The following is a 23,066-nucleotide window of genomic DNA, read 5'->3' on the forward strand; positions in this document are numbered from 1 at the left end:
TCGGGCACCCGGTCCGGAGGAGACGATGACCCGCGACAGTGCTGTGCGCGTGCTGGCGCGCCTGGGGCGCATGGCCGTCTCCGTCGTCGTGGTGCTGTGGGGGGCTGCGACGCTCGCGTTCATCGCGTTCCGGCTGATCCCCGGAGATCCGGTCGACGTCATGCTCGGGCCGCAGGCGCAGGTGAGCGACGCCGTCAAGGACGGCATCCGCGCCGAGCTGGGCCTGGATCGACCGCCGTGGGAGCAGTACATCGCGTACCTCGGCGGTCTGCTGCGCGGAGACCTGGGGGAGTCGTATCAGCTGCGGATGGCGGTGGCCGAGGTGATCGGCCGGCAACTGGCGCCCACGCTGCAGCTGACGGCGACGGCGCTCGTCCTGGCCGTGGTGCTGGCGCTCGCCGTCGCGCTCCTGGCGCGGGGGCGCGTCGCGCGCGGCACGGTCGCGGCCGTGGAGCTGATCATCCTGTCGTCCCCGGTCTTCTGGATCGGACTCGTGCTGCTGAGCGTCTTCGCGTTCGGGCTCGGATGGTTCCCGGTGTCCGGCACCCGCAACCCGGCGACTCTCGTGCTCCCCGCCGTGACCCTCGCCCTGCCGGTGGCCGCCCTCCTCGGGCAGGTGCTGCGGGACGGGATCGAAGCGGCCGAACGCCAGCCCTTCGCGACCACGGTGCGCGCACGGGGTGCTGGTATCGCGTGGCTCACGCTGCACCACACCCTGCGCCACGGTGCGACGGGGGCTGTCACCCTCGCGGCGTACTTCGTGGGATCGCTCCTGGGCGGGGCAGTGCTGGTGGAGACGGTCTTCGCGCGGCCGGGCCTGGGCAGGGTCACCCTGTCGGCCATCACCGATCGCGACCTGCCGGTGGTCACGGGGATCATCCTGCTCAGCGCGCTGGTCTTCGTTGTGGTCACGCTGGTCATCGAGCTGCTGTACCCGATCCTCGATCCGCGCTTGCGCGATGCCGGCGCCACGGCCGCGCGGGTGCGGAGCGTGTCATGAGCGTCGGGGGGCGCGTGCGGCTCAGCGCCGCGGTGGCGGTGCTGGTCGTGGTCGCGCTGATGGCCGTCGCACCGCAGGTGTTCGCGACGGCCGACCCACTGCAGACCGACGTCACGCAGGCGCTTCTTCCTCCCAGCGCCGAGCACTTCTTCGGCACCGACCAGAGCGGGCGCGACGTGTACTCCCGCGTCGTGTACGGCGCGTCGCGGTCCCTCGGGATCGGGCTGCTGGCGACGAGCCTCGCGCTGGCGATCGGCCTCGTGATCGGGGCGCTGTCGGGCGTCGCGCCTCGGCTGGTGGATGCGGTGGCCATGCGTGCCACCGACGTGCTGCTGGCCTTCCCGGAGTTCCTCATCGCGCTCGTGGTCGTGGCCGTCCTCGGCCCCGGCAGCGCCAACGTCGCCATCGCCGTGACGATCGCCGCGATCCCCGTGTATGTGCGTCTGGCTCGTGCGCAGACCCGGACGCTGCGCACCGCAGAGCACGTCGAGGCCGCTCGGATCCTGGGTGTGCCGGCGCCGGCGGCATTCGCGCGGCACGTGCTTCCGGCCGTGCTCGGCGCCCTCAGCGTGCTCGCGACGATCGGCATCGGCTCCAGCATCCTGGCCGCGGCCGGCTTGAGCTTCCTGGGCCTGGGCCCGACCGAGCCCACCCCCGAGTGGGGGCTGATGCTCTCGGGCGGGCGGAACGTGCTGGGGCAGGCGTGGTGGGTCGCCGTCTTCCCCGGCGTCGCGATCACGCTCACGGTGGTGGCGGCGACGGTTGCGGGCCGCACCCTCCGAGCCCGCGCGGACGGGCGGACGCCATGACCGGGCTGCGGGTGCGGGGCCTGCGCGTCGCGTTCGGAGCATCCGCCGTCGTGGACGGGGTGGACCTCGACGTCGCGCCGGGTGAGTGCCTCGCGATCGTCGGGGAGTCCGGCGCCGGCAAGACGCTCGCGGCCCGCGCCCTGCTGGGGCTGACCCCCGCCGACGCCGTCGTCACCGCCGACGAGCTCGAGGTCGACGGCGTCGACGCCCGGGCGCTGGGGGAGCTGGGCTGGCGCCGGCTGCGAGGAGCGCGCGTCGCTCTGGTGTCGCAGGACGCCCTGGTGTCGCTGGATCCGCTGCGGCGCATCGGCGCGGAGGTGGCCGAGCCGCTGCGGCTGCACGAGCCGCGGGTGCGGCGCGCCGCGCGCCGCGCGCGTGTGCACGATCTCCTCGCCGACGTGGCTCTCCCGGATCCGCCGCGCCGTGCCCGCCAGTACCCGCACGAGCTGTCGGGCGGTCAGCGTCAACGCGCGCTGATCGCCTCCGCGCTGGCCGCCCGTCCGGCCATCCTCATCGCCGACGAGCCGACGACGGCACTGGATGCCACCGTCCAGGCGCGCGTGCTCGATCTCCTCCGGAGCATCGCCGACGGCGGCGTCGCGGTCGTCCTCATCAGTCACGACCTCGCCGCGGTGCGGCGCATCGCCGACCGCATCGCCGTCATGCGCGACGGCCGGTTCGTGGAGACCGGGACCGCGGCCGAGGTCCTGGGTGCGCCACGCCATGCGTACACGCGGGCGCTCGTGGATGCGGCGCGCCACGAGCCGCGTGCCGTGTCGGCCCCGGAGGGTCCGGCGGTGCTCACCGTCCGGCGCGTGACGAAGTCGTTCGACCGGCCCGCCGTGCGCGACGTCTCCCTGGACGTGGCGGCCGGGCGCACCCTGGCGGTGGTCGGCGAGTCGGGGTCGGGCAAGACGACGCTGGCCCGCATGATCGTCGGCGCCACGCGGCCGGACGCCGGCGAGGTGCGCATCGACGGCATGACGTGGGGCAGCGGACATGACGCGGCCCTGCGGCGCCGCGTGCAGTTCGTGCACCAGAACCCGCTGGGCGCCTTCGATCCGCGCTGGAGCGTCGGCCGGTCGCTGCGGGAGGCCCTGGCAGCGGGCGGCATGCCGCGCGCGGAACGTGACGCCGCGGTGGCGGCCTTGCTCGCGGAGGTCGACCTGGACCCCGCCCTCGCCCGCCGTCGCCCCGCGCAGCTGTCCGGCGGACAGCGCCAGCGCGCCGCCATCGCCCGGGCACTCGCGCCGGCCCCGGGCATCCTGGTGCTGGACGAGCCGGTGTCGGCTCTGGACCCCACCGTGCGCGAACGCGTGCTGGCCCTCCTGCACCGGCTCCAGCGGGAGCGGGGGCTGACCATGCTGTTCGTCTCGCACGACCTCGGCGTCGTGGCCTCCGTCGCCGACGAGGTCGTCGTCATGCAGGAGGGCGCCGTGGTGGAAGCGGGGCCGACGGCGGCGGTGTTCGCCGCGCCGCAGCATCCGTTCACCCAGGAGCTGCTCGCCGCGCGGTAGCCCGCGGGCGGGTACAATCGTGCACACGAGCATCGATCCGGCCATCACCGGGGAGCTCTCGGAAGAACAGGGCGATCGGCCCCCAGTAGAACCGAGCGGGTCAGGCCCGTCACAGCCGCAGTGAGAGAGGGCTCCTCTCGGCGCGAACCGCCGGGGAGTCACGCGGGGTGGTACCGCGGTCCGCAAGGGTCGTCCTCGCAGGTGAACACCGACCTGCTGGAGAGAGATGACCTACCCGAAGTCCGCGTTCGGACCCGCTGCCGATGCATCCACGAGCCCGGCGGCCGTCGTGCCCAGCCCACGGTTCCCGGCCATCGAGGCCGACACGCTCGCGTTCTGGCGCGACGACGACACCTTCCGCGCGTCGATCGCGCAGCGCGACGGCGCGGAGGAGTGGGTGTTCTACGACGGCCCGCCCTTCGCCAACGGGCTGCCGCACTACGGCCACCTGCTCACCGGCTACGCCAAGGACGTCTTCCCGCGGTTCCAAACCATGCGCGGCCGCAAGGTCGACCGCGTGTTCGGCTGGGACACGCATGGCCTGCCCGCCGAGCTGGAGGCGATGAAGCAGCTCGGGATCACCGAGAAGGACGAGATCGAGCGGATGGGCGTGGCGACCTTCAACGCCAAGGCGCGCTCGTCGGTGCTGGAGTACACGCACGAGTGGCAGGAGTACGTGACCCGCCAGGCGCGCTGGGTCGACTTCGACCGCGGCTACAAGACGCTGGACACGACGTACATGGAGTCGGTCCTGTGGGCCTTCCAGACCCTGTACGACAAGGGTCTCGCGTACGAGGGGTACCGCGTGCTGCCGTACTGCTGGCGCGACGAGACCCCCCTCTCCAGCCACGAACTGCGCATGGACGACGACGTCTACAAGACCCGGCAGGACCCGTCGGTCACCGTCACCTTCCCGCTCGTGGGGGCCAAGGCGGAAGTCCTCAGGCTCACGGGCGTCCGCGCACTGGCGTGGACCACGACGCCGTGGACGCTCCCGACCAACCTCGCCCTCGCGGTGGGCCCCGGCATCCGCTACGTCGTGGTCCCCGGGGGTCCGGCCGGCGCCGCCGACGTGCACCGCACCCCCGGCGGAGAGGCCGACGACGCCATCGAGACCTCCGCGCACCGCTATCTGCTGGCCGAGGACCTCCTTCCCGGCTACGCGAAAGACCTCGGCTACGCCTCGGCGGAGGATGCTGCGGCAGCGGTGGAGCAGACGGTACTGGGTGCAGAGCTCGCCGGCGTGGCCTACGACCGGCTCTTCGACTACTACGCCGACGCCGAACAGTGGGGCACCCAGGACGCGTGGCACATCCTCGCCGACGACTACGTCACCACCACTGACGGAACCGGCATCGTCCACCAGGCGCCCGCCTACGGTGAGGACGACAAGCGGCTCGCCGATGCCGCCGGGCTGCCGACGATCCTCTCCCTCGATGACGGAGGCCGGTTCCTGCCGGAGGTCGCGGACGTCGCCGGGATGCTGTGGATGGACGCCAACACGCCGCTCATCCGGCTGCTGCGCCAGAGCGGACGGCTCGTGCGCGAGGCGAGCTACGAGCACGCCTACCCGCACTGCTGGCGGTGCCGGAACCCCCTCATCTACAAGGCGGTGTCGAGCTGGTTCGTCCGGGTCACCGACATCAAGGACCGCCTGATCGAGAACAACGCGCAGATCACGTGGGTTCCCGAGAACGTCAAGGAGGGGCAGTTCGGGAAGTGGCTCGAAGGCGCCCGCGACTGGTCGATCAGCCGAAACCGGTACTGGGGCTCGCCGATCCCGGTGTGGAAGAGCGATGACCCGGCCTACCCCCGCGTCGACGTGTACGGCTCGCTGGAGCAGATGGAAGCCGACTTCGGCCGCCTGCCCCGCAACCAGCAGGGCGAGGTCGACCTGCACCGCCCGTTCATCGACGAGCTGACGCGGCCGAACCCGGACGACCCCACCGGGCAGAGCACCATGCGGCGCATCGAGGACGTGCTCGATGTCTGGTTCGACTCCGGCTCGATGCCGTTCGCCCAGGTGCACTACCCGTTCGAGAACGCGCAGTGGTTCGACGAGCACGCACCGGCGGACTTCATCGTCGAGTACATCGGCCAGACGCGCGGCTGGTTCTACGTGATGCACGTGCTGTCCACCGCCCTGTTCGACCGGCCGGCGTTTCAGGCCGTCTCGGCGCACGGGATCGTGCTCGGAAGCGACGGGCAGAAGATGTCGAAGTCGCTGCGCAACTACCCCGACGTGCGGGAGGTGTTCGACCGCGACGGATCCGACGCGATGCGCTGGTTCCTGATGGGCAGCTCCGTGCTGCGCGGGGGCAACCTCGTCGTGACCGAGGAGGGCATCCGCGCCGGCGTGCGGGAGTTCCTCCTTCCGCTGTGGAACGCGTGGTACTTCTTCGCCACCTACGCCAACGTGGCCGGCCCTTCGACGGGCTCAGGGACCGGGGGGTACGAGGCGGTGTGGCGCACCGACTCCACCGACGTGCTCGACCGCTACATCCTCGCCCTCACCGGCGAGCTCGTCCGCGACGTCGCCGCCGACCTCGACGCACTGGACTCGACGACCGCGTGCGAGCGGCTGCGCGACTTCGGCGAGGTGCTGACCAACTGGTACATCCGGCGCTCGCGCGACCGGTTCTGGCTCGGAGTCAGCGAGGACGACCCGTCCTCGACCGAGGCGTTCGACACGCTCTACACGGTGCTCGAGACCCTCACGCGCGTCGCCGCGCCGCTGCTTCCCCTCGTGACCGAGCGGGTGTGGCAGGGCCTCACCGGCGGCCGCAGCGTCCACCTGGCGGACTGGCCGGATGCGGCCGCCTTCGCCGGCGCGGAAGACATCCGCGCGGCGATGGACGCGGTGCGCGAGGTCTCGCGGGTCGCCAACGCGCTGCGCAAGAAGGAGGGCAAGCGGGTGCGTCTGCCGCTGCCGCGCCTGACGGTGGTGATGGACAACGCCCACGCCCTGCGGCAGTTCGAAGGCATCCTCAGCGACGAGCTCAACGTCAAGCGCGTGGATCTGGTGGAGCTGGAGCCGGAGACGGCCGCGGAATACGGCATCTCGCACCGCTTGACGGTGAACGCGCGTGCCGCAGGTCCGCGTCTGGGCAAGCTCGTGCAGCAGGCGATCAAGGCCGCGCGCTCGGGCGACTGGCACGAGGTCGACGGTGTCGTGACGGCCGGAGGGATCGCGCTGGAGCCCGGCGAGTACGAACTCCTCGTCGAGACGGCGGGACGCCCGGAGGGCGAGGCACTGGCCGTGCTGCCCACCGGCGGCTTCGTGGTCCTGGACACCACCACCAACGAGGCGCTGGAGGCCGAGGGCCTGGCCCGGGACGTCGTCCGCGCGGTGCAGGACACGCGGAAGGCCGCGGGCTTCGACGTGAGCGACCGCATCCGTCTCGTGCTCGCCTTCGACGACGACGCCGACGCGGCCGCGGTGACGACGGCCTTCGACGTCGCCGACATCGCGGGGGAGACCCTCGCCCGCGAAGCCTGCGTCGTCACCGGCGGTGCCACGGTGCTCGCCCGCGGAACGCTGCGCTCGACGCCGGACGCCGACGCCGAGCACACCGGCGAGTTCCCCGCGGGTGCCTTCGCCAACGCCGGCGCGTTCCGCGTCGGGGTGACCCGCCTGGGAACGGAGGAGGACGCATGAACGACCGCGCGCGAGCCGACGCGGTGTACACCGCGCTGTTGCAGCGACAGGGCGAGCAGTGGGTGCAGCCGCGCGTGGAGCGCACGCGGCGGGTGCTCGAGCTGCTCGACGATCCGCAGCGCACCTACCGCGTGATCCACATCACCGGCACCAACGGAAAGACGTCCACGAGCCGCATCATCGAAAGCCTCGTGCGCGCGCTGGGCCTTCGCACCGGCATGTTCACGAGCCCGCACCTGGAGCGCTTCACCGAGCGGATCCTGATCGACGGCGAGCCGGTCTCCGACGCCGCCGTGGCCGACGCGTGGGACGAGATCGCCCCCTTCGTCGACCTCGTCGACGCGGAGCTGGCCGGCGCCGGCGACGCTCCGCTGACGTTCTTCGAGCTGCTCACGGTGCTCGCCTTCGTCGTGGCCGCCGACGCCCCCGTCGATGTCCTCGTGCTGGAGGTGGGGATGGGCGGGGCGTGGGACTCCACGAATACCGCCGACGGCGACGTCGCCGTGATCACCCCCGTCGATCTGGACCACACCGATCGGCTGGGCTCCACGCTCGCCGAGATCGCGCGCGTGAAGTCCGGCATCATCAAGGACGGCGCGGCCGTGGTCTCGGCCCGTCAGGATGCGGCCGTCGCCCGCGTGCTGCGCGAGGCCGCAGCCGCCCGTGGGGCGACGATCGCCTTCGAGGGGGAGGACTTCGCCCTCGCCGAGCAGCGTCTGGCCGTGGGGGGACAGCAGATCTCGGTGCGCGGCCTCGCCGGCACCTACGCGGAGGAGTATCTGCCGCTGTACGGGGCGCACCAGGGCGCGAACGCTGCGCTGGCGATCGCCGCCGTGGAATCGCTCATCGGCGGCGCATCCCAGCCGCTGACGGCCGAGGTCGTCGGCGACGGTCTGGGTCAGGTGACCTCGCCCGGGCGTCTGCAGCTGGTCGGTGCCCATCCCACGGTGCTCGTGGACGCGGCCCACAACCCCCACGGTGCCCGGGCTCTCGTCACCGCCCTGCGCGAGTCGTTCGACGTGGACGAGTGGGGCGTCGTGCTCGGCGTGCTGGGCGACAAGGACGCCGCGGGGATCGTCGAGACCCTGGCTCCCGTCACCGCGCACCTGTTCGCCACCGCCCCCGACTCCGAGCGGTCGAGCGACCCGGACGCGCTGGCCGACCTGGCCGAGGCGGCCGGTCTGGCGGTGACCGTGCATCACGGCGTGGAGGACGCCGCGGATGCGGCGCGCGAGTGGGCCGCGGCATCCGATCGGCGAGCGGTCGTGATCGCCGGCTCGGTCGTGCTGGCCGGCGAGGCCCTGCGCGTCGCCGAGGTCGAAGGCTGGAAGGACGGGTGGCAGCGATGAGCCCGCGCGTCCGACGGCGACGGGGTGCGGCGGAGTCGCTGGGTGCGGTCGTCCTCGGATTCGAGTCGATCGTCGTCTTCCTCGGTGGCCTCGTCGTGTTCGGCCTGAAGGAGGTGCCGCCGGGGATCGAGCCGTGGTGGGCGGTCGTGGCCGGCAGCGTCCTGGCCGTCCTCATGATCGTCACCGCGGGGCTCCTGCGGCACCGCTGGGCCATCGTCGTGGGGTGGGTGCTGCAGATCATCCTGGCCCTCGGCGGCCTGCTGCTGCCGGCCCTGGTCGTCGTGGCGCTCATTTTCGGCGGCATGTGGGCGTATGCGACGATCAAGGGGGCGGCCCTGGATCGACGCAACGCCGCCGTGCACGGACCCTCGAACGGAGAATGAACATGGCAACCGAAGAGACCCTCGTCCTGGTGAAGCCGGACGGCGTGGCCCGCGGGCTGACCGGGGCGATCCTCGCCCGCATCGAGGCCAAGGGCTACGCGCTCGTGGACATCCGGCTCGTCGAGCCCGACCGTGCGCGCCTGGAGCGCCATTACGCCGAGCACGAGGGAAAGCCGTTCTACGAGCCGCTCCTGGAGTTCATGATGTCGGGCCCGGCCGTGGCGATCCGCCTCGCCGGCAACCGGGTCATCGAGGGATTCCGGTCGCTGGCCGGCACCACCGATCCCACCACCGCGGCACCCGGCACGATCCGCGGCGATTTCGGGCGCGACTGGGGCGTGGCCGTGCAGCAGAACCTCGTCCATGGCAGCGACAGCCCCGAGTCCGCGGCCCGCGAGCTCGAGATCTGGTTCGGCTGAGTGATCGGCTCGGCTATTCGCGCACGTCGAACGTGACGGATGCGGCGGCGCAGCTCGCGCCGTCGGGGCACGTCGCCGACTCCCAGTAGTTCGCGATGTGCGCGATCGCCGGCCCCGGTCCGATCGTGGGCGGGACGGTGATGCGCACCGCGAACGATCCGTCCGCCTCGGGCTCCACGAACGCACGCGCCAGCGGAATGGTGGCGTCCTCGGGCTGGATGCGTATCTCCCAGCGCACCCCCTCGTCGGCTGCGACGGGGCATGCGCGCACGGTCTGGACCGTCACGATGCGTCCGGGGCGCGGGTCCTCGGGGGTGACGGCGAGTTCGGGAACGCACACCTGCTCGGGAGACGACGGCGCGCACGCGGCCATCGTCGCGCCGAGCAGAACGCTCAGTGTCACGGCGACCGCACTGCGTCGCACGTTCATAGCGAGGCGATCACATCCAGGCGCAGCTGCGCGATCACCGCGATGACGGCGAACGACAGCACGACCAGCAGCGGCAGCCAGCTCAGAAGGGTGCCGGCGGCGCGTCGCACCGCGGGGGAGGCGGGGATGATCCCCTCCCGCAGCACATGCAGCAGCACGGCGTAGAACGTGGGGATCGTCACGGCCCACGTCACCATGCACCAGGGGCACAGGGTCGACAGCGAGAAGATGCTCTGCGCGATGAGCCACACCACGAACGCGAAGGCGCCCGCCGTTCCCAGGGTGAACAGCCACCAGAACCAGCGTGCGAATCGCGCGCCGGCCAGGAGCGCCATGCCCACGACGACGGGGGCCATCCACCCGGTGAGCCCGAGGATCGGATTGGGGAAGCCGAAGACGCTGCCCTGCCACGAGTCGAGGTTCTTGCCGCATTGGATCAGGACGCTGAAGTCGCACGAGGCCGTGGATCCGGGGTCGGCGAGGAGCTGAAGACGCTCCATGGTGAGCGAGTACGCCGCCCACCATCCGATGACCCCGGCGATCACCAGCCATACCGCCAGAGCCTTCGGTCGAGCAGGTGAGGGCGCGGTGGTCATGGCGGGATTATGGCACCACGGCCTGGATGCGCAGGCCCGCGCGCGCCGGAGATAAGCCCGGGTTCGGTGAGTTGCCTGCGCGCAGCCCCCGGAAGTGCGATAATGGACGACGATGCACCGCGGCCGCGCCGCAACCGCATCACGACAGACTTCGGGCGATGGACGCCTTTCGCAGTACGAGCTTCGGGCCGGCTGCAGACCGAGAGAGTTCGTGGCACCGCCGGGTGCGGCGCCGCATGAGTTTCCGGGTGACGCGCGGTGTCGCCCTCGAGGAGTACGCCAGAGATGGCCGATGCAACAGAAAACCAGCCGGAACACACCGACGAGACCCTGAGCGCGCCGGATTCCTCCGTCGCCTCGCCCGCCACGACCGAGGCGGAAGCCGTGCTCGACGCGGTCGAGGCCGTGGAGGGCGACGAGGGCGCCCCCGCCGCGCTCACGCTGCCCGAGCCGGACAGCTCGGCGCCGGACGTGGCAGAGGTCCCCGCGCCGGAGGCCGCCACCGCGCCGGATGCGGTTGACGCCACGGCCCCGGATGCCGGGGACGCGGCTGCGGCGGACGCGGGGGAGACCACGGACCCGGAGGCCGCCGACGCCGCCGCTCCGGACACCGCGGCGCAGCCCGACGCAGCCGACGCTGCCGCCCCGGACACCGAAGCGCAGGCCGACGCGGCTGCGCTGGAGGCGCAGCCGGACCAGCCCGCCGCATCCGAGCCGCAGACGGCCGAGCCGGAGCAGCCCTCCGGACCGCCGACGGCGGTGTCGCTGGGCCTGCTGCCGGAGACGTTCGTATCGTCGGTGAGCACCGCGCTGCACTTCTACGCCCCCGAGATCCCCGTCCTGCCGGCGCGCCCGGTCGAGGAGGAGCCGGCCGGCCCGGCCGGGGCGCGCCGCCGCAACCGCCGGCGCGGTTCCAACGGCGCCGACGACGCGGGCGAGGCGGAACTGCCGCCGGCTCCCCGTCAGCGCGCCGTGGAGTACGTCACGGAGCCGCAGCGGATCAAGGGATCCACGCGTCTGGAGGCCAAGAAGCAGCGCCGTCGCGACGGCCGCGAGGCGGGGCGGCGTCGCCCCGTGGTGACCGAGGCGGAGTTCCTCGCCCGTCGTGAGGCGGTGGACCGCGTCATGGTCGTCCGCTCCAAGTACGGGCGCGTCCAGATCGCCGTGCTCGAGGACAACGTGCTCGTGGAGCACTATGTCGCCCGCAACCAGGACGCGTCCCTCATCGGCAACGTGTACGTCGGGCGCGTGCAGAACGTGCTGCCCAGCATGGAGGCGGCGTTCGTCGACATCGGGCGGGGCCGCAACGCGGTGCTGTACTCGGGCGAGGTCGACTGGGATGCCGTCGAGACCGGCAACCAGCCGCGCCGCATCGAACTCGCACTCAAGTCTGGTGACCGGGTGCTCGTGCAGGTCACCAAGGATCCCGTGGGCCACAAGGGCGCCCGCCTCACCAGCCAGATCTCCCTCCCCGGTCGCTACCTCGTGTACGTTCCCGGCGGCGCGATGAACGGCATCTCCCGCAAGCTCCCCGACACCGAGCGGGCACGGCTGAAGAAGATCCTCAAGGAGGTGCTCCCGGAATCCTCCGGCGTCATCGTGCGCACCGCGGCCGAAGGGGCCACCGAAGACCAGCTCACGCGCGACGTGCAGCGGCTCACCGCGCAGTGGGAGCACATCTCCAAGCAGGTCGAGTCGATTCAGGCGCCGGCGCTGCTGCACTCCGAGCCCGACCTCCTGGTGAAGATCGTGCGCGATGTCTTCAACGAGGACTTCACGAAGATGCTCATCCAGGGTGAGGACGCGCAGCAGACCATCTCGTCGTACCTCGCCGGCGTGGCCCCCGACCTGCTCGAGCGCGTCGAGACCTACGAGGGCGACGGCGACCCCTTCGACGACCTGCGGATCACCGAGCAGATCGAGAAGGCGCTGGACCGCAAGGTCTGGCTGCCCTCGGGTGGCTCGCTCGTGATCGACCGCACCGAGGCCATGACGGTCGTCGACGTCAACACCGGCAAGTTCGTCGGCTCAGGCGGCAACCTCGAGGAGACCGTCACCAAGAACAACCTCGAAGCGGCCGAGGAGATCGTCCGCCAGCTGCGCCTGCGCGACATCGGCGGCATCATCGTGGTCGACTTCATCGACATGGTGCTCGAATCCAACCGCGACCTCGTGCTCCGCCGTCTCGTGGAGTGCCTCAGCCGTGACCGCACCAAGCACCAGGTCGCCGAGGTCACCTCCCTCGGCCTCGTGCAGATGACGCGCAAGAAGCTGGGTCTGGGGCTGCTGGAGACCTTCAGCGAGCCGTGCGAGGTGTGCGCCGGTCGCGGCGTCATCGTGCATCACGACCCCGTCGTCAAGCATCGCTCGGGAAGCGCCGCGCCCTCCTCGGGGCGTAGGGGACGCGGCAACGGCAACGGCAACGCCGGCGGAAACGGCGGCTCCGGCGGGACGCACGTGATCACCGAGGGCGTGAAGTCGGCGCTCGCGCAGATCGCCGCCTCCACCATCGCGACCCCGGCGGCCGATGAAGACGGCCCGCAGGGCGCGCCTGATCCGGTCGAGCAGGTCGTCGAGGCGCCGGCTCCGGCGCGGAAGACCCGCAAGAAGCGTTCGGATGCGTCGAAGTCCGAGCGCACCGAGAAGGACCTGCTGCTGGATTCGGTGCTCAACGCCCTTCCCGAGCCCAAGGCGCCCGGCCAGGGGCGGTCGCGGCGGCGCGTGACCACGGCTGCCCTCAGCGGGACACCCGTGCAGGCCTCGCCCTCCGACCAGGACTGAGCCGTCAGCGGTTCCGGCGCCGATCGCGCGCCGGGACCCGCAGCCCCGAGGCGATGAGGCGGCGCGTCAGCTCCCGGCCGTCCACGTGCTCGGCGCCGCCGGCGACGAGGCGTGCGTGCGCCTCTTCGGGCACGTCGTAGTGGTCCAGATCGAAGCTGCGGCGGGGGATGCCGTGGGCCTGCGCGAAGGCGTGGAGCTCCCCGAGATCGGAGTCGCTGACCAGGTGCGCCCACAGGCGCCCGTGTGCCGGCCACATCGGCTGGTCGATCAGGATCGCCACGCAGAAGATCCTATGCGGGGCGCCCCGACACGCGGCTGGCGGTCGCCACTTTGCCAGGCGTTCGGCCATCGGGTAAACTCGACCCTTGGTGCGTTGCGTTCGCCCCTCCTATGACCGCGATGAGACGATTCGTCAGCGAATCGCGGGTGGTGAGACGGGGAACCGCACCAAGACTTTCCGTCATCAGACAAACCGGAGCCGTGCGCTCCCGAACGAAACAGGTGTGAAGTGGTTTACGCAGTTGTGCGCGCCGGCGGCCGGCAGGAGAAGGTCGAGGTCGGCTCGGTGGTCGTGCTCGACCGCCTCGCCGCATCGGTGGGCGACAAGGTGCAGCTTCCCGCGGTTCTCCTCGTCGACGGTGACGCTGTCACGACCGATGCCGAGAAGCTCGCGAAGGTGAGCGTCACCGCCGAGGTCCTCGGCGAGGAGCGCGGCCCGAAGATCGTGATCCAGAAGTTCAAGAACAAGACCGGTTACAAGAAGCGCCAGGGGCACCGCCAGGACCTCACGCGCGTCAAGATCACCGGCATCAAGTAAGCCAGGGAGACGTAGACATGGCACATAAGAAGGGCGCAAGCTCCACCCGTAACGGTCGCGACTCCAACGCCCAGCGACTGGGCGTGAAGCGCTTCGGCGGCCAGGTCGTCGGCGCCGGCGAGATCATCGTCCGCCAGCGCGGCACCCACTTCCACCCCGGCGCCAACGTCGGCCGTGGCGGAGACGACACGCTCTTCGCGCTGTCGGCCGGGGCTGTGGAGTTCGGCAGCAAGGGCGGCCGCAAGGTCGTCAACATCGTCGCCGCGGAGTGATCCGCAGCACCGACACTGTTTACCGAGGGGGTGGGCGTACGCCCACCCCCTCGTTTCATCCCGCGGCGCGCCTGACGGCGCCGGCCGCATCCGTCCCCCAAGCACGAAGGGAACCCACATGGTCACGTTCGTAGACCAGGTGACGCTGCACCTGCGTGCCGGCAAGGGCGGCAACGGCTGCGTGTCGGTGCGTCGCGAGAAGTTCAAGCCGCTGGCCGGCCCCGACGGCGGCAACGGCGGGCACGGCGGCGACGTCGTGCTCATCGCCGACCCGCAGGTGACGACGCTGCTGTCCTACCACCACTCGCCGCACCGCTCTGCCGGCAACGGCGGCTTCGGCATGGGCGATCACCGTTCGGGCGCCGCCGGTGAGTCCCTCGAGCTTCCGGTGCCGGTCGGCACCGTCGTGAAATCGCCCGACGGCGAGACCCTCGTCGACATGATCACCCCGGGCATGCGCTTCGTCGCCGCTCCGGGCGGACAGGGCGGCCTCGGCAACGCCGCCCTCGCCTCACCCAAGCGCAAGGCGCCCGGCTTCGCCCTGCTGGGCACCCCCGGGTGGGAGGGCGACCTGGTCCTGGAGCTGAAGACCGTCGCCGACGTGGCGCTGGTGGGCTTCCCCTCGGCGGGCAAGTCGAGCCTGGTCGCGGCGGTCTCGGCCGCGCGCCCCAAGATCGCGGACTATCCGTTCACGACCCTGCACCCCAACCTCGGCGTCGTGCAGGCCGGCGATGTGCGTTACACCATCGCCGATGTCCCCGGCCTCATCGAAGGCGCGAGCGAGGGCCGCGGACTGGGCCTCGAGTTCCTCCGCCACGTCGAGCGGTGCACCGTCCTGGTGCACGTCCTGGACTGTGCGACGCTCGAGCCGGGCCGTGACCCGTTGAGCGACCTCGACGTCATCCTCGCGGAACTGGCCGCCTACCCCGTCCCTGAGGGGCAGGTGCCGCTGCTCGATCGGCCTCAGCTGATCGCCTTGAACAAGATCGACGTGCCGGAGGCGAAGGACCTCGCCGACCTCGTCCGCCCCGAGCTCGAAGCACGCGGCCTCCGCGTGTTCGAGATCTCCACGGTGAGCCGAACGGGGCTGCGGGAGCTGACGTTCGCGCTCGGCGACCTGATCGCCCAGCACCGCACGGAGCAGGCCGCCGCACAGCCGGAGGAGCGCATCGTCATCCGGCCGAAGGGATCCGAGCGCGAGTTCAGCGTCCGCGTGGAGGGCGGGTCGTACGGGCCCCTCTACCGCATCATCGGCGACAAGCCGGTGCGCTGGGTGCAGCAGACCGACTTCCAGAACGACGAAGCGGTGGGTTACCTCGCCGACCGCCTGGAGCGTCTGGGCGTGGAGAACGAGCTTTTCCGCGTGGGCGCGACCCCCGGTGCGACCGTCGTCATCGGCGAGGGGGACGGAGTCGTCTTCGACTGGCAGCCCGCCCTGGCCTCGGCCGCCGAGCTCATGGTGGCCCCCCGAGGCAGCGACCCGCGCCTGGACGACAGCACCCGTCGTACGACGGCCCAGCGACGCGAGCGCTACCACGAGCGCATGGACGCCAAGGCCGACGCGCGCGCCGAGCTCGAAGCGGAAAGGCGCGCGGGCCGAGACGGAGCGCAGGGATGACGGCACTCACGCGGGGAGCGATCCCTGCGGCCGACCGTGTCGTGGTGAAGGTGGGATCCTCCTCCATCAGCGGCGACAACGCCCATCGCATCGACACGATCGTCGAGGCTCTCGCCGCCGCCCACGACCGCGGCACGGAGATCGTTCTGGTCTCCTCCGGAGCGATCGCGACCGCGCTGCCCTTCCTCCAGCTGGAGGGGCGTCCCAACGATCTCGCCACGCAGCAGGCCGCCGCCGCGGTGGGGCAGAACGTCCTGATGTGGCGCTACCAGACCTCCCTCGACCGGTTCGGTCTCCTCGCCGGCCAGGTGCTGCTCACCGCCGGCGACCTCGAGCACCCCACCCCCCGTTCCAACGCCCGTCGGGCCATGGAACGGCTGCTGGGCCTGCGGATCCTCCCGATCGTCAACGAGAACGACACGGTCGCCACGCAGGAGATCCGCTTCGGCGACAACGACCGTCTCGCGGCACTCGTGGCCCAACTGATCGGGGCCGACGCGCTCATCCTCCTCAGCGACATCGAGTGCCTCTACACCCGGCCTCCCGGGGAGCCGGGAGCGCGTCCCATCGACACGGTCGAAGCCGACGACGACATGCAGGGCTACGAGTTCGGAACCGTCGTGGTCAACAGCGTCGGCACCGGGGGAGCGGCCACCAAGGTGTCCGCGGCTCGTCTGGCCGCGGCATCCGGGGTCGGCGTGCTCGTGACCAGTGCCGACCTCGTCGGCGACGCTCTGGGCGGACGGGAGGTCGGCACGTGGTTCGTTCCGGCCGACGTCGCCCGCCCGCTGCCCACCGGTCCCGTCGGAACCGTACCCGGGCCCCGTCGATAGACTGACGGGATGACCACCGTCGCCACGTCCGCCCGTGAGCGGATGCTGCTCGCCCGCGAGGCGTCGCGCTCGATCGGGCTGCTGGACGGCGCGACGAAGGAACAGCTGCTGCACGCGATCGCGGACCGGCTCGAGGCCGACACCGACGACATCGTCGCAGCCAACGCCGAGGACCTGCAGCGGGGGCGCGAGCACGCCATCGGCGACGCGCTGCTGGACCGGCTGCGCCTGGACCGGCCGCGCGTTGCCGCGCTGGCCGACGCGGTGCGCGCCGTGGCAGAGCTGCCCGACCCCGTCGGCAGAGTGCTCGACGAGCGAGTGCTGCCCAACGGCCTGCGCCTGCAGAAGGTGGCCGTGCCGTTCGGAGTGGTCGGCACGATCTACGAGGCACGCCCGAACGTCACCGTCGACATCGCCGCGCTCGCGCTGCGATCGGGCAACGCCGTGGTGCTGCGCGGCGGCACGGCGGCGGAGCGGACGAACGCTGCGCTCGTGCGCAGCATGCGCGATGCCCTCAGCGCACAGGGCTGCGACCCCGAGGCCGTCCAGACCGTGGACGAGTTCGGCCGCGACGGGGCGCGCGAACTCATGCAGGCGCGGGGGATCATCGACGTGCTCGTGCCGCGTGGCAGCGCGCAGCTCATCGAGACCGTCGTCACCGAATCGCTCGTCCCCGTCATCGAGACCGGCGCCGGGGTCGTGCACATCGTCGTGGATGCCACCGCACGGGCCGACTGGGCCCGGGACATCATCGTCAACGCCAAGGCGCAGCGTCCGAGCGTGTGCAACGCGGTGGAGACCGTGCTCGTGCACCGTGACGCCGCCGACCGCGTGCTCCCCGGCGTCCTGGCGGGGCTCACCGAAGCCGGTGTGACGGTGCACGGTGACGAGGCCGTGGTGCGGCTGCACCCCGACGCCGTCGCCGCCACCGAGGAGGACTGGGCCGCGGAGTACCTCAGCCTCGACATCGCCGTACGCGTCGTCGACGATCTCGACGACGCCCTTGAGCACATCCGCCGGTATTCCACCCACCACACCGAGTCGATCATCACGGAAGACCCCGGCCACGCCGAGCGGTTCCTCGCTGAGGTGGACTCCGCGGTGGTGATGGTGAACGCCTCGACGCGTTTCACCGACGGCGGCGAGTTCGGCTTCGGCGCCGAGGTCGGGATATCGACCCAGAAACTACACGCCCGCGGACCCATGGGTCTGGCCGAGCTGACCAGTTCCAAGTGGCTGGCGCGCGGTGACGGGCAGATCCGCGCATGAGCGCACTAAAATGGCAGGGCGCGCCGCGCTCGACCCGAACGGAGACCGGATGACCACCGCCACGATGATCGCCTTCGCTGCCGCGGAAGCGGAGCACCACGGGAACGTCGCTCTCGAGACGTTCTGGTACGGAGCGGTGGCGCTGGTCGTGTTCGCCTTCCTCGGGATCGTCACGCTGTCCTACCGCAATGTCGCCAACCGCCACGCCCCGAAGGCGGAGGCGTACGCGCGCACTCATCCCGCGCCCACGCGCGAGGGACACGGCCACTAGGCCCACTGGATGTCGGGGGAGCGCGCGCCGCGGATCGGGGTCATGGGTGGGACGTTCGATCCCATCCACCATGGCCACCTGGTCGCTGCCAGCGAGGTCGCGCAGAGCTTCGACCTCGACGAGGTCGTGTTCGTCCCGACCGGGTTGCCGTGGCACAAGGAGGACGTCACCTCCAGCGAGCACCGCTACCTCATGACGGTCGTCGCGACGGCGTCGAACCCGCAGTTCACGGTCAGCCGCGTCGACATCGACCGCGGGGGAGTGACCTACACGATCGACACCCTCCGCGACTTGAAGGCCCAGCGTCCCGACGCCGAGCTGTTCTTCATCTCCGGTGCCGACGCGGTGGCGCAGATTCTCAGTTGGAGGGACCATGATGAGTTGTGGGACCTCGCGCACTTCGTCGCAGTCTCACGACCCGGCCACGTACTGAGCACGGAAGGCTTGCCCACCGAAGACGTCAGCCAACTCGAGATCCCCGCGCTCTCCATCTCGTCGACCGACTGTCGTGATCGGGTGCGTCAAGGACATCCCGTGTGGTACCTCGTCCCCGACGGGGTCGTTCAGTACATCGCAAAGCACCACCTCTATCGGAGCAAGGCATGAGCACACCAGATCAGCCCGAATCCACCCCACTGACCCGTCGCCGTCTGCGCGAGATCCGCGCCACGGGGGCGACCCCGATCATCACGCCGGCCGACGCAGAGGTCGACGCCGACGCCCGCGAGAGCTCCGCCCCGGAGCCCGTGGCGCCCGCCGCCCCGACTCCGCTTCCTCGCGCTGCCGCCCCCGCTCCCGTCCCTCCGGCGCCGCTGCCCGATGCCGCCGTTGATCTGGGTGTATCTCCCCTGACGCGGCGCCAGGCCCGCACGCAGGAGCGCATCCGCACCGCATCCGTTCCCGTCATCCAGGTCGACGCCATCCCCCTGCAGGCGGCGACGGTCGTCCCGCCGGCCACCCAGCCGGCGACGGCTCCGGATCCGGCCGACGAGGACGACCGGCCCGAAGAGGCCGAGGCCGCAGCTGCGCCCGTGTCGGCGGTGGCGACCGCCGCTGTCACCGACGACGAACCCGCGCAGGAGCTCGCCAAGCCCGAGCCTGCGGCAGCGTCCGAGGTTCAGACCGCCGTCGAGAGTGATGATGCCGTCGAGAGCGATGAAGAGGACGCACCCGTCTCCTCTGTGGTCAATCCGGCGCTCGGATCGGGGCTCCTCGCGGGCGACCAGCCGGCGGTCTCCATCCCGCCGTCCTTCGATCAGCTGATCGCCCGCAGTGGCTCGGGATCGGGTTCGACGTCCACGCCCAACGCCCTGATCCTCTCGCAGACCCCCACCGCCACGCCGCTGGCTCCCATCTCGTCCACCGGCGAAGTGCTCATCACCGGTTCGTTCGACCTGCCCGCCGGGCTCGGATCCAACGGCCACGCGCATGGCACCACCGACGGCAAGGATGTCGATGCGACCCTCATCGACGGAGAACTGCCGGCCTCGTCGTCCCCGACGCCCATCGCCGCGAGCGCCGCGATCAGCACAGCCCGCCACTCCGGAGAAGAGATCATCCGGCCGCCGGCGCCGGAGAAGGGCAACAAGCTCATGCTGGCGCTGGTCGTGACCGCCGGCGTGCTCGCCCTCGCCCTCGTGGGCGTGCTCATCCTCGCCGTGACGACCGGAGTATTCTGATGGCCGCCACCGACTCCTCTCGCACCATGCTCGACATCGCCGCGCATGCCGCCGACTCCAAGGGAGCCGAAGACCTCATCGCGCTGGATGTGTCACAGCCGCTCCCGCTCGTCGACATCTTCCTGCTGGCCACGGGGCGCAACGAGCGCAACGTCGCCGCCATCGCGGACGAGGTCGAGGCCAAGCTGCTCGAAGCCGGTCACAAGCGGCTGCGCCGCGAGGGCCGCGCCGAGTCCCGGTGGATCCTCTTGGACTTCGGCGACCTGGTGGTGCACGTGTTCCACGAACAGGAGCGCGTGTACTACGGGCTCGAGCGGCTCTGGAAGGACTGCCCGCTCGTCCCGATCGACCTGCCGACGCCGGCGGAATAGCCCCGGCTCGCATTCACTGCAGGCAGAACTCGTTCCCCTCCGGGTCGCGCATCTGCCAGTAGCGTTCGGGCCACGGACCCCAGTTCTGCTCCACGAGGCGCACGACCTGCGCGCCGAGTCCCACGAGCCGGTCCTTCTCCGCATCCAGCAGCTCCGGCGAGATCTGCAACTGTCCGTCGGGCCGGTCGGCGGTGACGTCGATGTGGATGCGGTTGCGTTCGGTCTTCGGCCCGTCGGCGTGATGGAAGAACAGGCGCGGTCCGCGGCCGGTGGGATCCTCGGCCAGCCCCCGATGGGCGAGGTCGTCTTCGGTCAGACCGCTGGCCAGCAGTGTCTCCCGAAGCTCGCCCTCGAACGTCGAATGCGGATACCCGAAGACGTCGGACCAGAACCGCGCGAGCGCGGGCGGGTCGTCGGCGTAGAAGACGATGTTGCCGAGAGAGGGCATGGGCGTTCCCTTCGTTGAAAGCACGATATCGGGCCGCGCAGACACCCGCCTTGGTTCGAGCGGGGGTCAGGAATGTAGTAACCTTGGGGGGTTGCCACGTGAGGCAACATCCGGGCCTGTGGCGCAGCTGGTAGCGCACCTGCATGGCATGCAGGGGGTCAGGGGTTCGAGTCCCCTCAGGTCCACCAAAAACACCCGGTCACGGGTAATTTCGGGGAAGAGTTTAGACCTCTCCGTGGCATCCGAGCGGCACTCACGGGCACTCCGTGAGTCCGCCCGGAGATTCCGAGAGGGATACCCGAAATGGCTCAATCGCAGCCCCGTTCCGCGCACCCGAAACGCAAGCGCCCCGCCGCATGGGGAACGATCCGCCGGCGCGAGTCGGGCAAGTTCGAAGCGTTCTACCGGATGGAAGGGCGCACGATCCGCGCCCCTCGCCGGTTCGACAGCGACGCCGAGGCGCAGGCATGGCTCGCCACCGAACGCGCGGCGCACGTGACCGGCACATGGATCGACCCTGAGCGTGTGTCTGTGGCCCCTGCTAGCGCCCCCGGCGTGCTGACGCTCGCGAGCACGTTCGAGGCGCTGTGCGAAGCGCTGATCGCGGAAGAAGCGGCGTTCGCTGAGGCGCGGCCGGCGTACCTGCACGAACAGGCGCGCCTGATCCGTCGCGTCATCGTGCCCACGCTCGGAGCGGTGCCGCTCGGCGCGGTGAAGCCGAGCCTGCTCGACGCCGCGTATCAGCAGTGGCACGCGCACCGCCCCGCGCAGGCGCGAAACGCCCTGGTAGCGCTGCGCAAGGTCGTGAAGCTCGGCAAGCGTCGGGATCTGTTCACGTTCGACATGTCCGACAGCATTCGCGTGCACCCGCGCCCGGAAAAAGAGATCATCACGTTAGAGCCGATGCAGCTCGGGCAGTTCCGCCGCACGATCGAGGAATGGCGCGACCGGCCCGAACGCTACGGCCCACAGCCCTCGGCGCTGCTGCTCGACGTGACAGACGTGATGCTGGCCACGTCGGCGCGGATCGGGGAAGCGCTCGGGCTGCGCGTGCGAGATGTCGAGTTCGGAGCTTCCCGCACGATCGTCACGATCGCCGGGACGCTCATTGAGGGGCACGGCCAGCGCAAGCACTGGCAGCCGGCGACAAAGACGGAAGCGGGCATGCGGTCGATCATCGTCCCGGAATGGGCGGTGCCGACGCTGGAACGGCTGACGCTGGCTGCGAATCTGCACGGCACTGATTTTCTGTTCCACACCAGCAGCGGACTCCCGACCGGCTCGCACTCGGTGCACCGCCAGCTGCGCGCCGTGCGCGCGTGGGCGGGGCTATCCTCTGGGCTGGTGCCGCACGTGTTCCGCAAAACCGTGGCGACGACGATCGCGGACCATGAGAGCGGCGGGCTGGATGCCGCCGCGCTCACCCTCGGGCACTCCCGCTCGCGGGTCACTGAGCAGCACTACGCGAAGCGGCGCACCCTCGCGCCAGACATGCGCGAAGCGCTCGCCTCACTCGGAGAGGGCACGCGTTGAGCGACAGCACGAGAGCCGATGAGCTGACCGAGCAGTTCGACTGCCCGGTGCACTGGTGTGAGGGTCGCACCTGGACGCACGGCGGCGACGGCTCGATGCCTGACGAATGGCTGCACGAAAGCGCGGGCATCCCTCTGCCTGCCGGCATGACGGCGCACCGCTGGGAGGTGGCGGGAGATCCCGAGCGCTGGACGCTGCGCACGTCGGCACACGTCGAGATCACCGAAGCGGCATCCCTCGCTGAACTCATGGCGCAGCTTGACGCCGTGAGCGTCGAGCTGCGGCGGATAGCCGGCGGCACGACTTCCTGAGCTGTCCCGTGAAATGCCCCCTGCGCTACTCAGCGCAGGGGGCTTTCTTGCGTTGTATGCCGGCCGCAGCTCGACGCTGGCCAGCTCGGTGCCGCCGCGCGGGATCTCTCGCGTGGGGATGCTCACCCCGAGCGCTGCGCAGCTGGACGCCGGCGCAGCTCGGTGCCGGCCCGCAGCTCGACGCCGGCCGCAGCTCGATGCCGGCCGGCTCGGTGCCCGCCCTGTGCGGGATCTCTCGCGCGGGATGCTCGCTCCGAGCGCTGCGCAGCTGGACGCCGGCGCAGCTCGCAGCTCGATGCCGGCCGGCAGCTGGACGCCGGCGCAGCTCGCAGCTCGACGCCGGCCCGCAGCTCGCAGCTCGACGCCGGCGCAGCTCGCAGCTCGGTGCCGGCCCGCAGCTCGATGCTGGCCAGCTCGGTGCCGTCGCGCGGGATCTCTCAGCGGGGATGCTCGCTCCGAGCGCTGCGCAGCTGGACGCAGCTCGCAGCTCGCAGCTCGCAGCTCGATGCCGGCCGGCAGCTGGACGCTGGCGCAGCTCGCAGCTCGCAGCTCGCAGCTCGATGCTCGATGCGTCCCGCCACCGGCCCGGATCGCAGCCGGCGAGCAACTTTTTTCGGGCAATTTACCTAGCGATACGTCCCCAAATTCGGCGTGTACGGATTCGCGGCGGGTCTATCGCCCGCCGCAACATTGAGCCACAGC

General features: G+C 71.0%; 23 protein-coding genes and 1 tRNA gene. 20 read left to right on the forward strand and 4 right to left on the reverse strand.

Annotated elements, in window-relative coordinates:
* Window positions 1-25 precede the first annotated feature (25 nt).
* The 7 genes from E4V99_RS13560 (at window position 26) to ndk (ending at window position 9,135) form a co-directional block, all read left to right on the forward strand.
* On the forward strand, window positions 26-1,000 hold the full coding sequence (locus E4V99_RS13560; RefSeq protein ID WP_135117576.1) for an ABC transporter permease: 975 nt from the start codon (window positions 26-28) through the stop codon (window positions 998-1,000).
* On the forward strand, window positions 997-1,809 hold the full coding sequence (locus tag E4V99_RS13565; protein ID WP_135066864.1) for an ABC transporter permease: 813 nt from the start codon (window positions 997-999) through the stop codon (window positions 1,807-1,809). The genes E4V99_RS13560 and E4V99_RS13565 overlap by 4 nt, the downstream gene beginning before the upstream one ends.
* Window positions 1,806-3,326 carry an ABC transporter ATP-binding protein gene (locus tag E4V99_RS13570; protein WP_135117577.1) on the forward strand — a complete coding sequence of 507 codons (1,521 nt, stop codon included), beginning with the start codon at window positions 1,806-1,808 and terminating at the stop codon, window positions 3,324-3,326. Before E4V99_RS13565 ends, E4V99_RS13570 begins: the two co-directional genes overlap by 4 nt.
* Window positions 3,327-3,552: 226 nt before the next feature.
* On the forward strand, window positions 3,553-6,984 hold the full coding sequence (gene ileS / locus E4V99_RS13575; RefSeq protein WP_135117578.1) for an isoleucine--tRNA ligase: 3,432 nt from the start codon (window positions 3,553-3,555) through the stop codon (window positions 6,982-6,984).
* The gene (locus tag E4V99_RS13580) at window positions 6,981-8,333 is read left to right on the forward strand and encodes a folylpolyglutamate synthase/dihydrofolate synthase family protein (protein WP_135117579.1); all 1,353 of its coding nucleotides are present in this window, start codon (window positions 6,981-6,983) and stop codon (window positions 8,331-8,333) included. The genes ileS and E4V99_RS13580 overlap by 4 nt, the downstream gene beginning before the upstream one ends.
* Entirely contained in the window at window positions 8,330-8,716 is a 387-nt protein-coding gene (locus tag E4V99_RS13585) for a DUF4233 domain-containing protein (RefSeq protein WP_187270376.1), read from the forward strand. Before E4V99_RS13580 ends, E4V99_RS13585 begins: the two co-directional genes overlap by 4 nt.
* 2 nt (window positions 8,717-8,718) lie before the next feature.
* Window positions 8,719-9,135 carry a nucleoside-diphosphate kinase gene (ndk, locus tag E4V99_RS13590; protein WP_135066853.1) on the forward strand — a complete coding sequence of 139 codons (417 nt, stop codon included), beginning with the start codon at window positions 8,719-8,721 and terminating at the stop codon, window positions 9,133-9,135.
* Between the two features lie 13 nt (window positions 9,136-9,148).
* Here the strand turns inward: ndk and E4V99_RS13595 are convergent, their stop codons facing one another.
* Together E4V99_RS13595 and E4V99_RS13600 are read right to left on the reverse strand one after the other, a co-directional pair.
* The gene (locus tag E4V99_RS13595) at window positions 9,149-9,565 is read right to left on the reverse strand and encodes a hypothetical protein (RefSeq protein ID WP_135117581.1); all 417 of its coding nucleotides are present in this window, start codon (window positions 9,563-9,565) and stop codon (window positions 9,149-9,151) included.
* On the reverse strand, window positions 9,562-10,161 hold the full coding sequence (locus E4V99_RS13600) for a vitamin K epoxide reductase family protein (protein ID WP_135066849.1): 600 nt from the start codon (window positions 10,159-10,161) through the stop codon (window positions 9,562-9,564). Before E4V99_RS13600 ends, E4V99_RS13595 begins: the two co-directional genes overlap by 4 nt.
* Window positions 10,162-10,446: 285 nt before the next feature.
* Between E4V99_RS13600 and E4V99_RS13605 the strand changes: the two genes are divergently transcribed.
* A complete protein-coding gene (locus tag E4V99_RS13605; RefSeq protein ID WP_245233190.1) occupies window positions 10,447-12,942 on the forward strand; it encodes an Rne/Rng family ribonuclease in 2,496 nt (831 codons plus the stop codon).
* Window positions 12,943-12,946: 4 nt separating this feature from the next.
* On the opposite strand, the gene E4V99_RS13610 is transcribed toward E4V99_RS13605, so the two are convergent.
* A complete protein-coding gene (locus E4V99_RS13610; RefSeq protein WP_135066845.1) occupies window positions 12,947-13,222 on the reverse strand; it encodes a DUF4031 domain-containing protein in 276 nt (91 codons plus the stop codon).
* A gap of 228 nt (window positions 13,223-13,450) precedes the next feature.
* Here E4V99_RS13610 and rplU point away from each other — a divergent pair, with 228 nt between their 5' ends.
* The 9 genes from rplU (at window position 13,451) to rsfS (ending at window position 20,072) form a co-directional block, all read left to right on the forward strand.
* The gene (gene rplU / locus E4V99_RS13615; RefSeq protein WP_135066842.1) at window positions 13,451-13,759 is read left to right on the forward strand and encodes a 50S ribosomal protein L21; all 309 of its coding nucleotides are present in this window, start codon (window positions 13,451-13,453) and stop codon (window positions 13,757-13,759) included.
* 17 nt (window positions 13,760-13,776) lie between these two features.
* Entirely contained in the window at window positions 13,777-14,031 is a 255-nt protein-coding gene (gene rpmA / locus E4V99_RS13620) for a 50S ribosomal protein L27 (RefSeq protein ID WP_135117582.1), read from the forward strand.
* A gap of 118 nt (window positions 14,032-14,149) precedes the next feature.
* Window positions 14,150-15,649, forward strand: a complete 1,500-nt coding sequence (gene obgE, locus E4V99_RS13625; protein WP_135066836.1) for a GTPase ObgE — start codon at window positions 14,150-14,152, stop codon at window positions 15,647-15,649.
* On the forward strand, window positions 15,646-16,482 hold the full coding sequence (gene proB / locus E4V99_RS13630; RefSeq protein ID WP_135117583.1) for a glutamate 5-kinase: 837 nt from the start codon (window positions 15,646-15,648) through the stop codon (window positions 16,480-16,482). Before obgE ends, proB begins: the two co-directional genes overlap by 4 nt.
* A gap of 9 nt (window positions 16,483-16,491) precedes the next feature.
* A complete protein-coding gene (locus tag E4V99_RS13635; protein ID WP_135117584.1) occupies window positions 16,492-17,751 on the forward strand; it encodes a glutamate-5-semialdehyde dehydrogenase in 1,260 nt (419 codons plus the stop codon).
* Between the two features lie 49 nt (window positions 17,752-17,800).
* Window positions 17,801-18,022: a hypothetical protein gene (locus tag E4V99_RS13640; RefSeq protein ID WP_135066827.1), complete on the forward strand. Its 222-nt coding sequence runs from the start codon at window positions 17,801-17,803 to the stop codon at window positions 18,020-18,022.
* Between the two features lie 9 nt (window positions 18,023-18,031).
* Complete coding sequence (gene nadD / locus E4V99_RS13645) at window positions 18,032-18,628, forward strand: nicotinate-nucleotide adenylyltransferase (protein ID WP_135117585.1); 597 nt, start codon at window positions 18,032-18,034, stop codon at window positions 18,626-18,628.
* Window positions 18,625-19,701, forward strand: coding sequence for a hypothetical protein (locus E4V99_RS13650; RefSeq protein WP_135117586.1), 1,077 nt, complete (start codon window positions 18,625-18,627; stop codon window positions 19,699-19,701). The genes nadD and E4V99_RS13650 overlap by 4 nt, the downstream gene beginning before the upstream one ends.
* A complete protein-coding gene (gene rsfS / locus E4V99_RS13655) occupies window positions 19,701-20,072 on the forward strand; it encodes a ribosome silencing factor (protein WP_135066818.1) in 372 nt (123 codons plus the stop codon). The genes E4V99_RS13650 and rsfS overlap by 1 nt, the downstream gene beginning before the upstream one ends.
* 13 nt (window positions 20,073-20,085) lie before the next feature.
* On the opposite strand, the gene E4V99_RS13660 is transcribed toward rsfS, so the two are convergent.
* The gene (locus E4V99_RS13660) at window positions 20,086-20,520 is read right to left on the reverse strand and encodes a VOC family protein (RefSeq protein WP_135066815.1); all 435 of its coding nucleotides are present in this window, start codon (window positions 20,518-20,520) and stop codon (window positions 20,086-20,088) included.
* Window positions 20,521-20,632: 112 nt separating this feature from the next.
* Between E4V99_RS13660 and E4V99_RS13665 the strand changes: the two genes are divergently transcribed.
* From E4V99_RS13665 to E4V99_RS13675, 3 genes are all read left to right on the forward strand, one after another.
* Window positions 20,633-20,708, forward strand: a tRNA-Ala gene (locus tag E4V99_RS13665).
* A gap of 115 nt (window positions 20,709-20,823) precedes the next feature.
* Window positions 20,824-22,053, forward strand: coding sequence for a tyrosine-type recombinase/integrase (locus tag E4V99_RS13670; protein WP_135117587.1), 1,230 nt, complete (start codon window positions 20,824-20,826; stop codon window positions 22,051-22,053).
* Window positions 22,050-22,364 carry a hypothetical protein gene (locus E4V99_RS13675; protein ID WP_135117588.1) on the forward strand — a complete coding sequence of 105 codons (315 nt, stop codon included), beginning with the start codon at window positions 22,050-22,052 and terminating at the stop codon, window positions 22,362-22,364. The genes E4V99_RS13670 and E4V99_RS13675 overlap by 4 nt, the downstream gene beginning before the upstream one ends.
* The last annotated feature ends 702 nt before the right edge of the window (window positions 22,365-23,066 follow it).

Source organism: Microbacterium sp. dk485 (genome assembly GCF_004570445.1).
Lineage (GTDB): Bacteria > Actinomycetota > Actinomycetes > Actinomycetales > Microbacteriaceae > Microbacterium > Microbacterium wangchenii.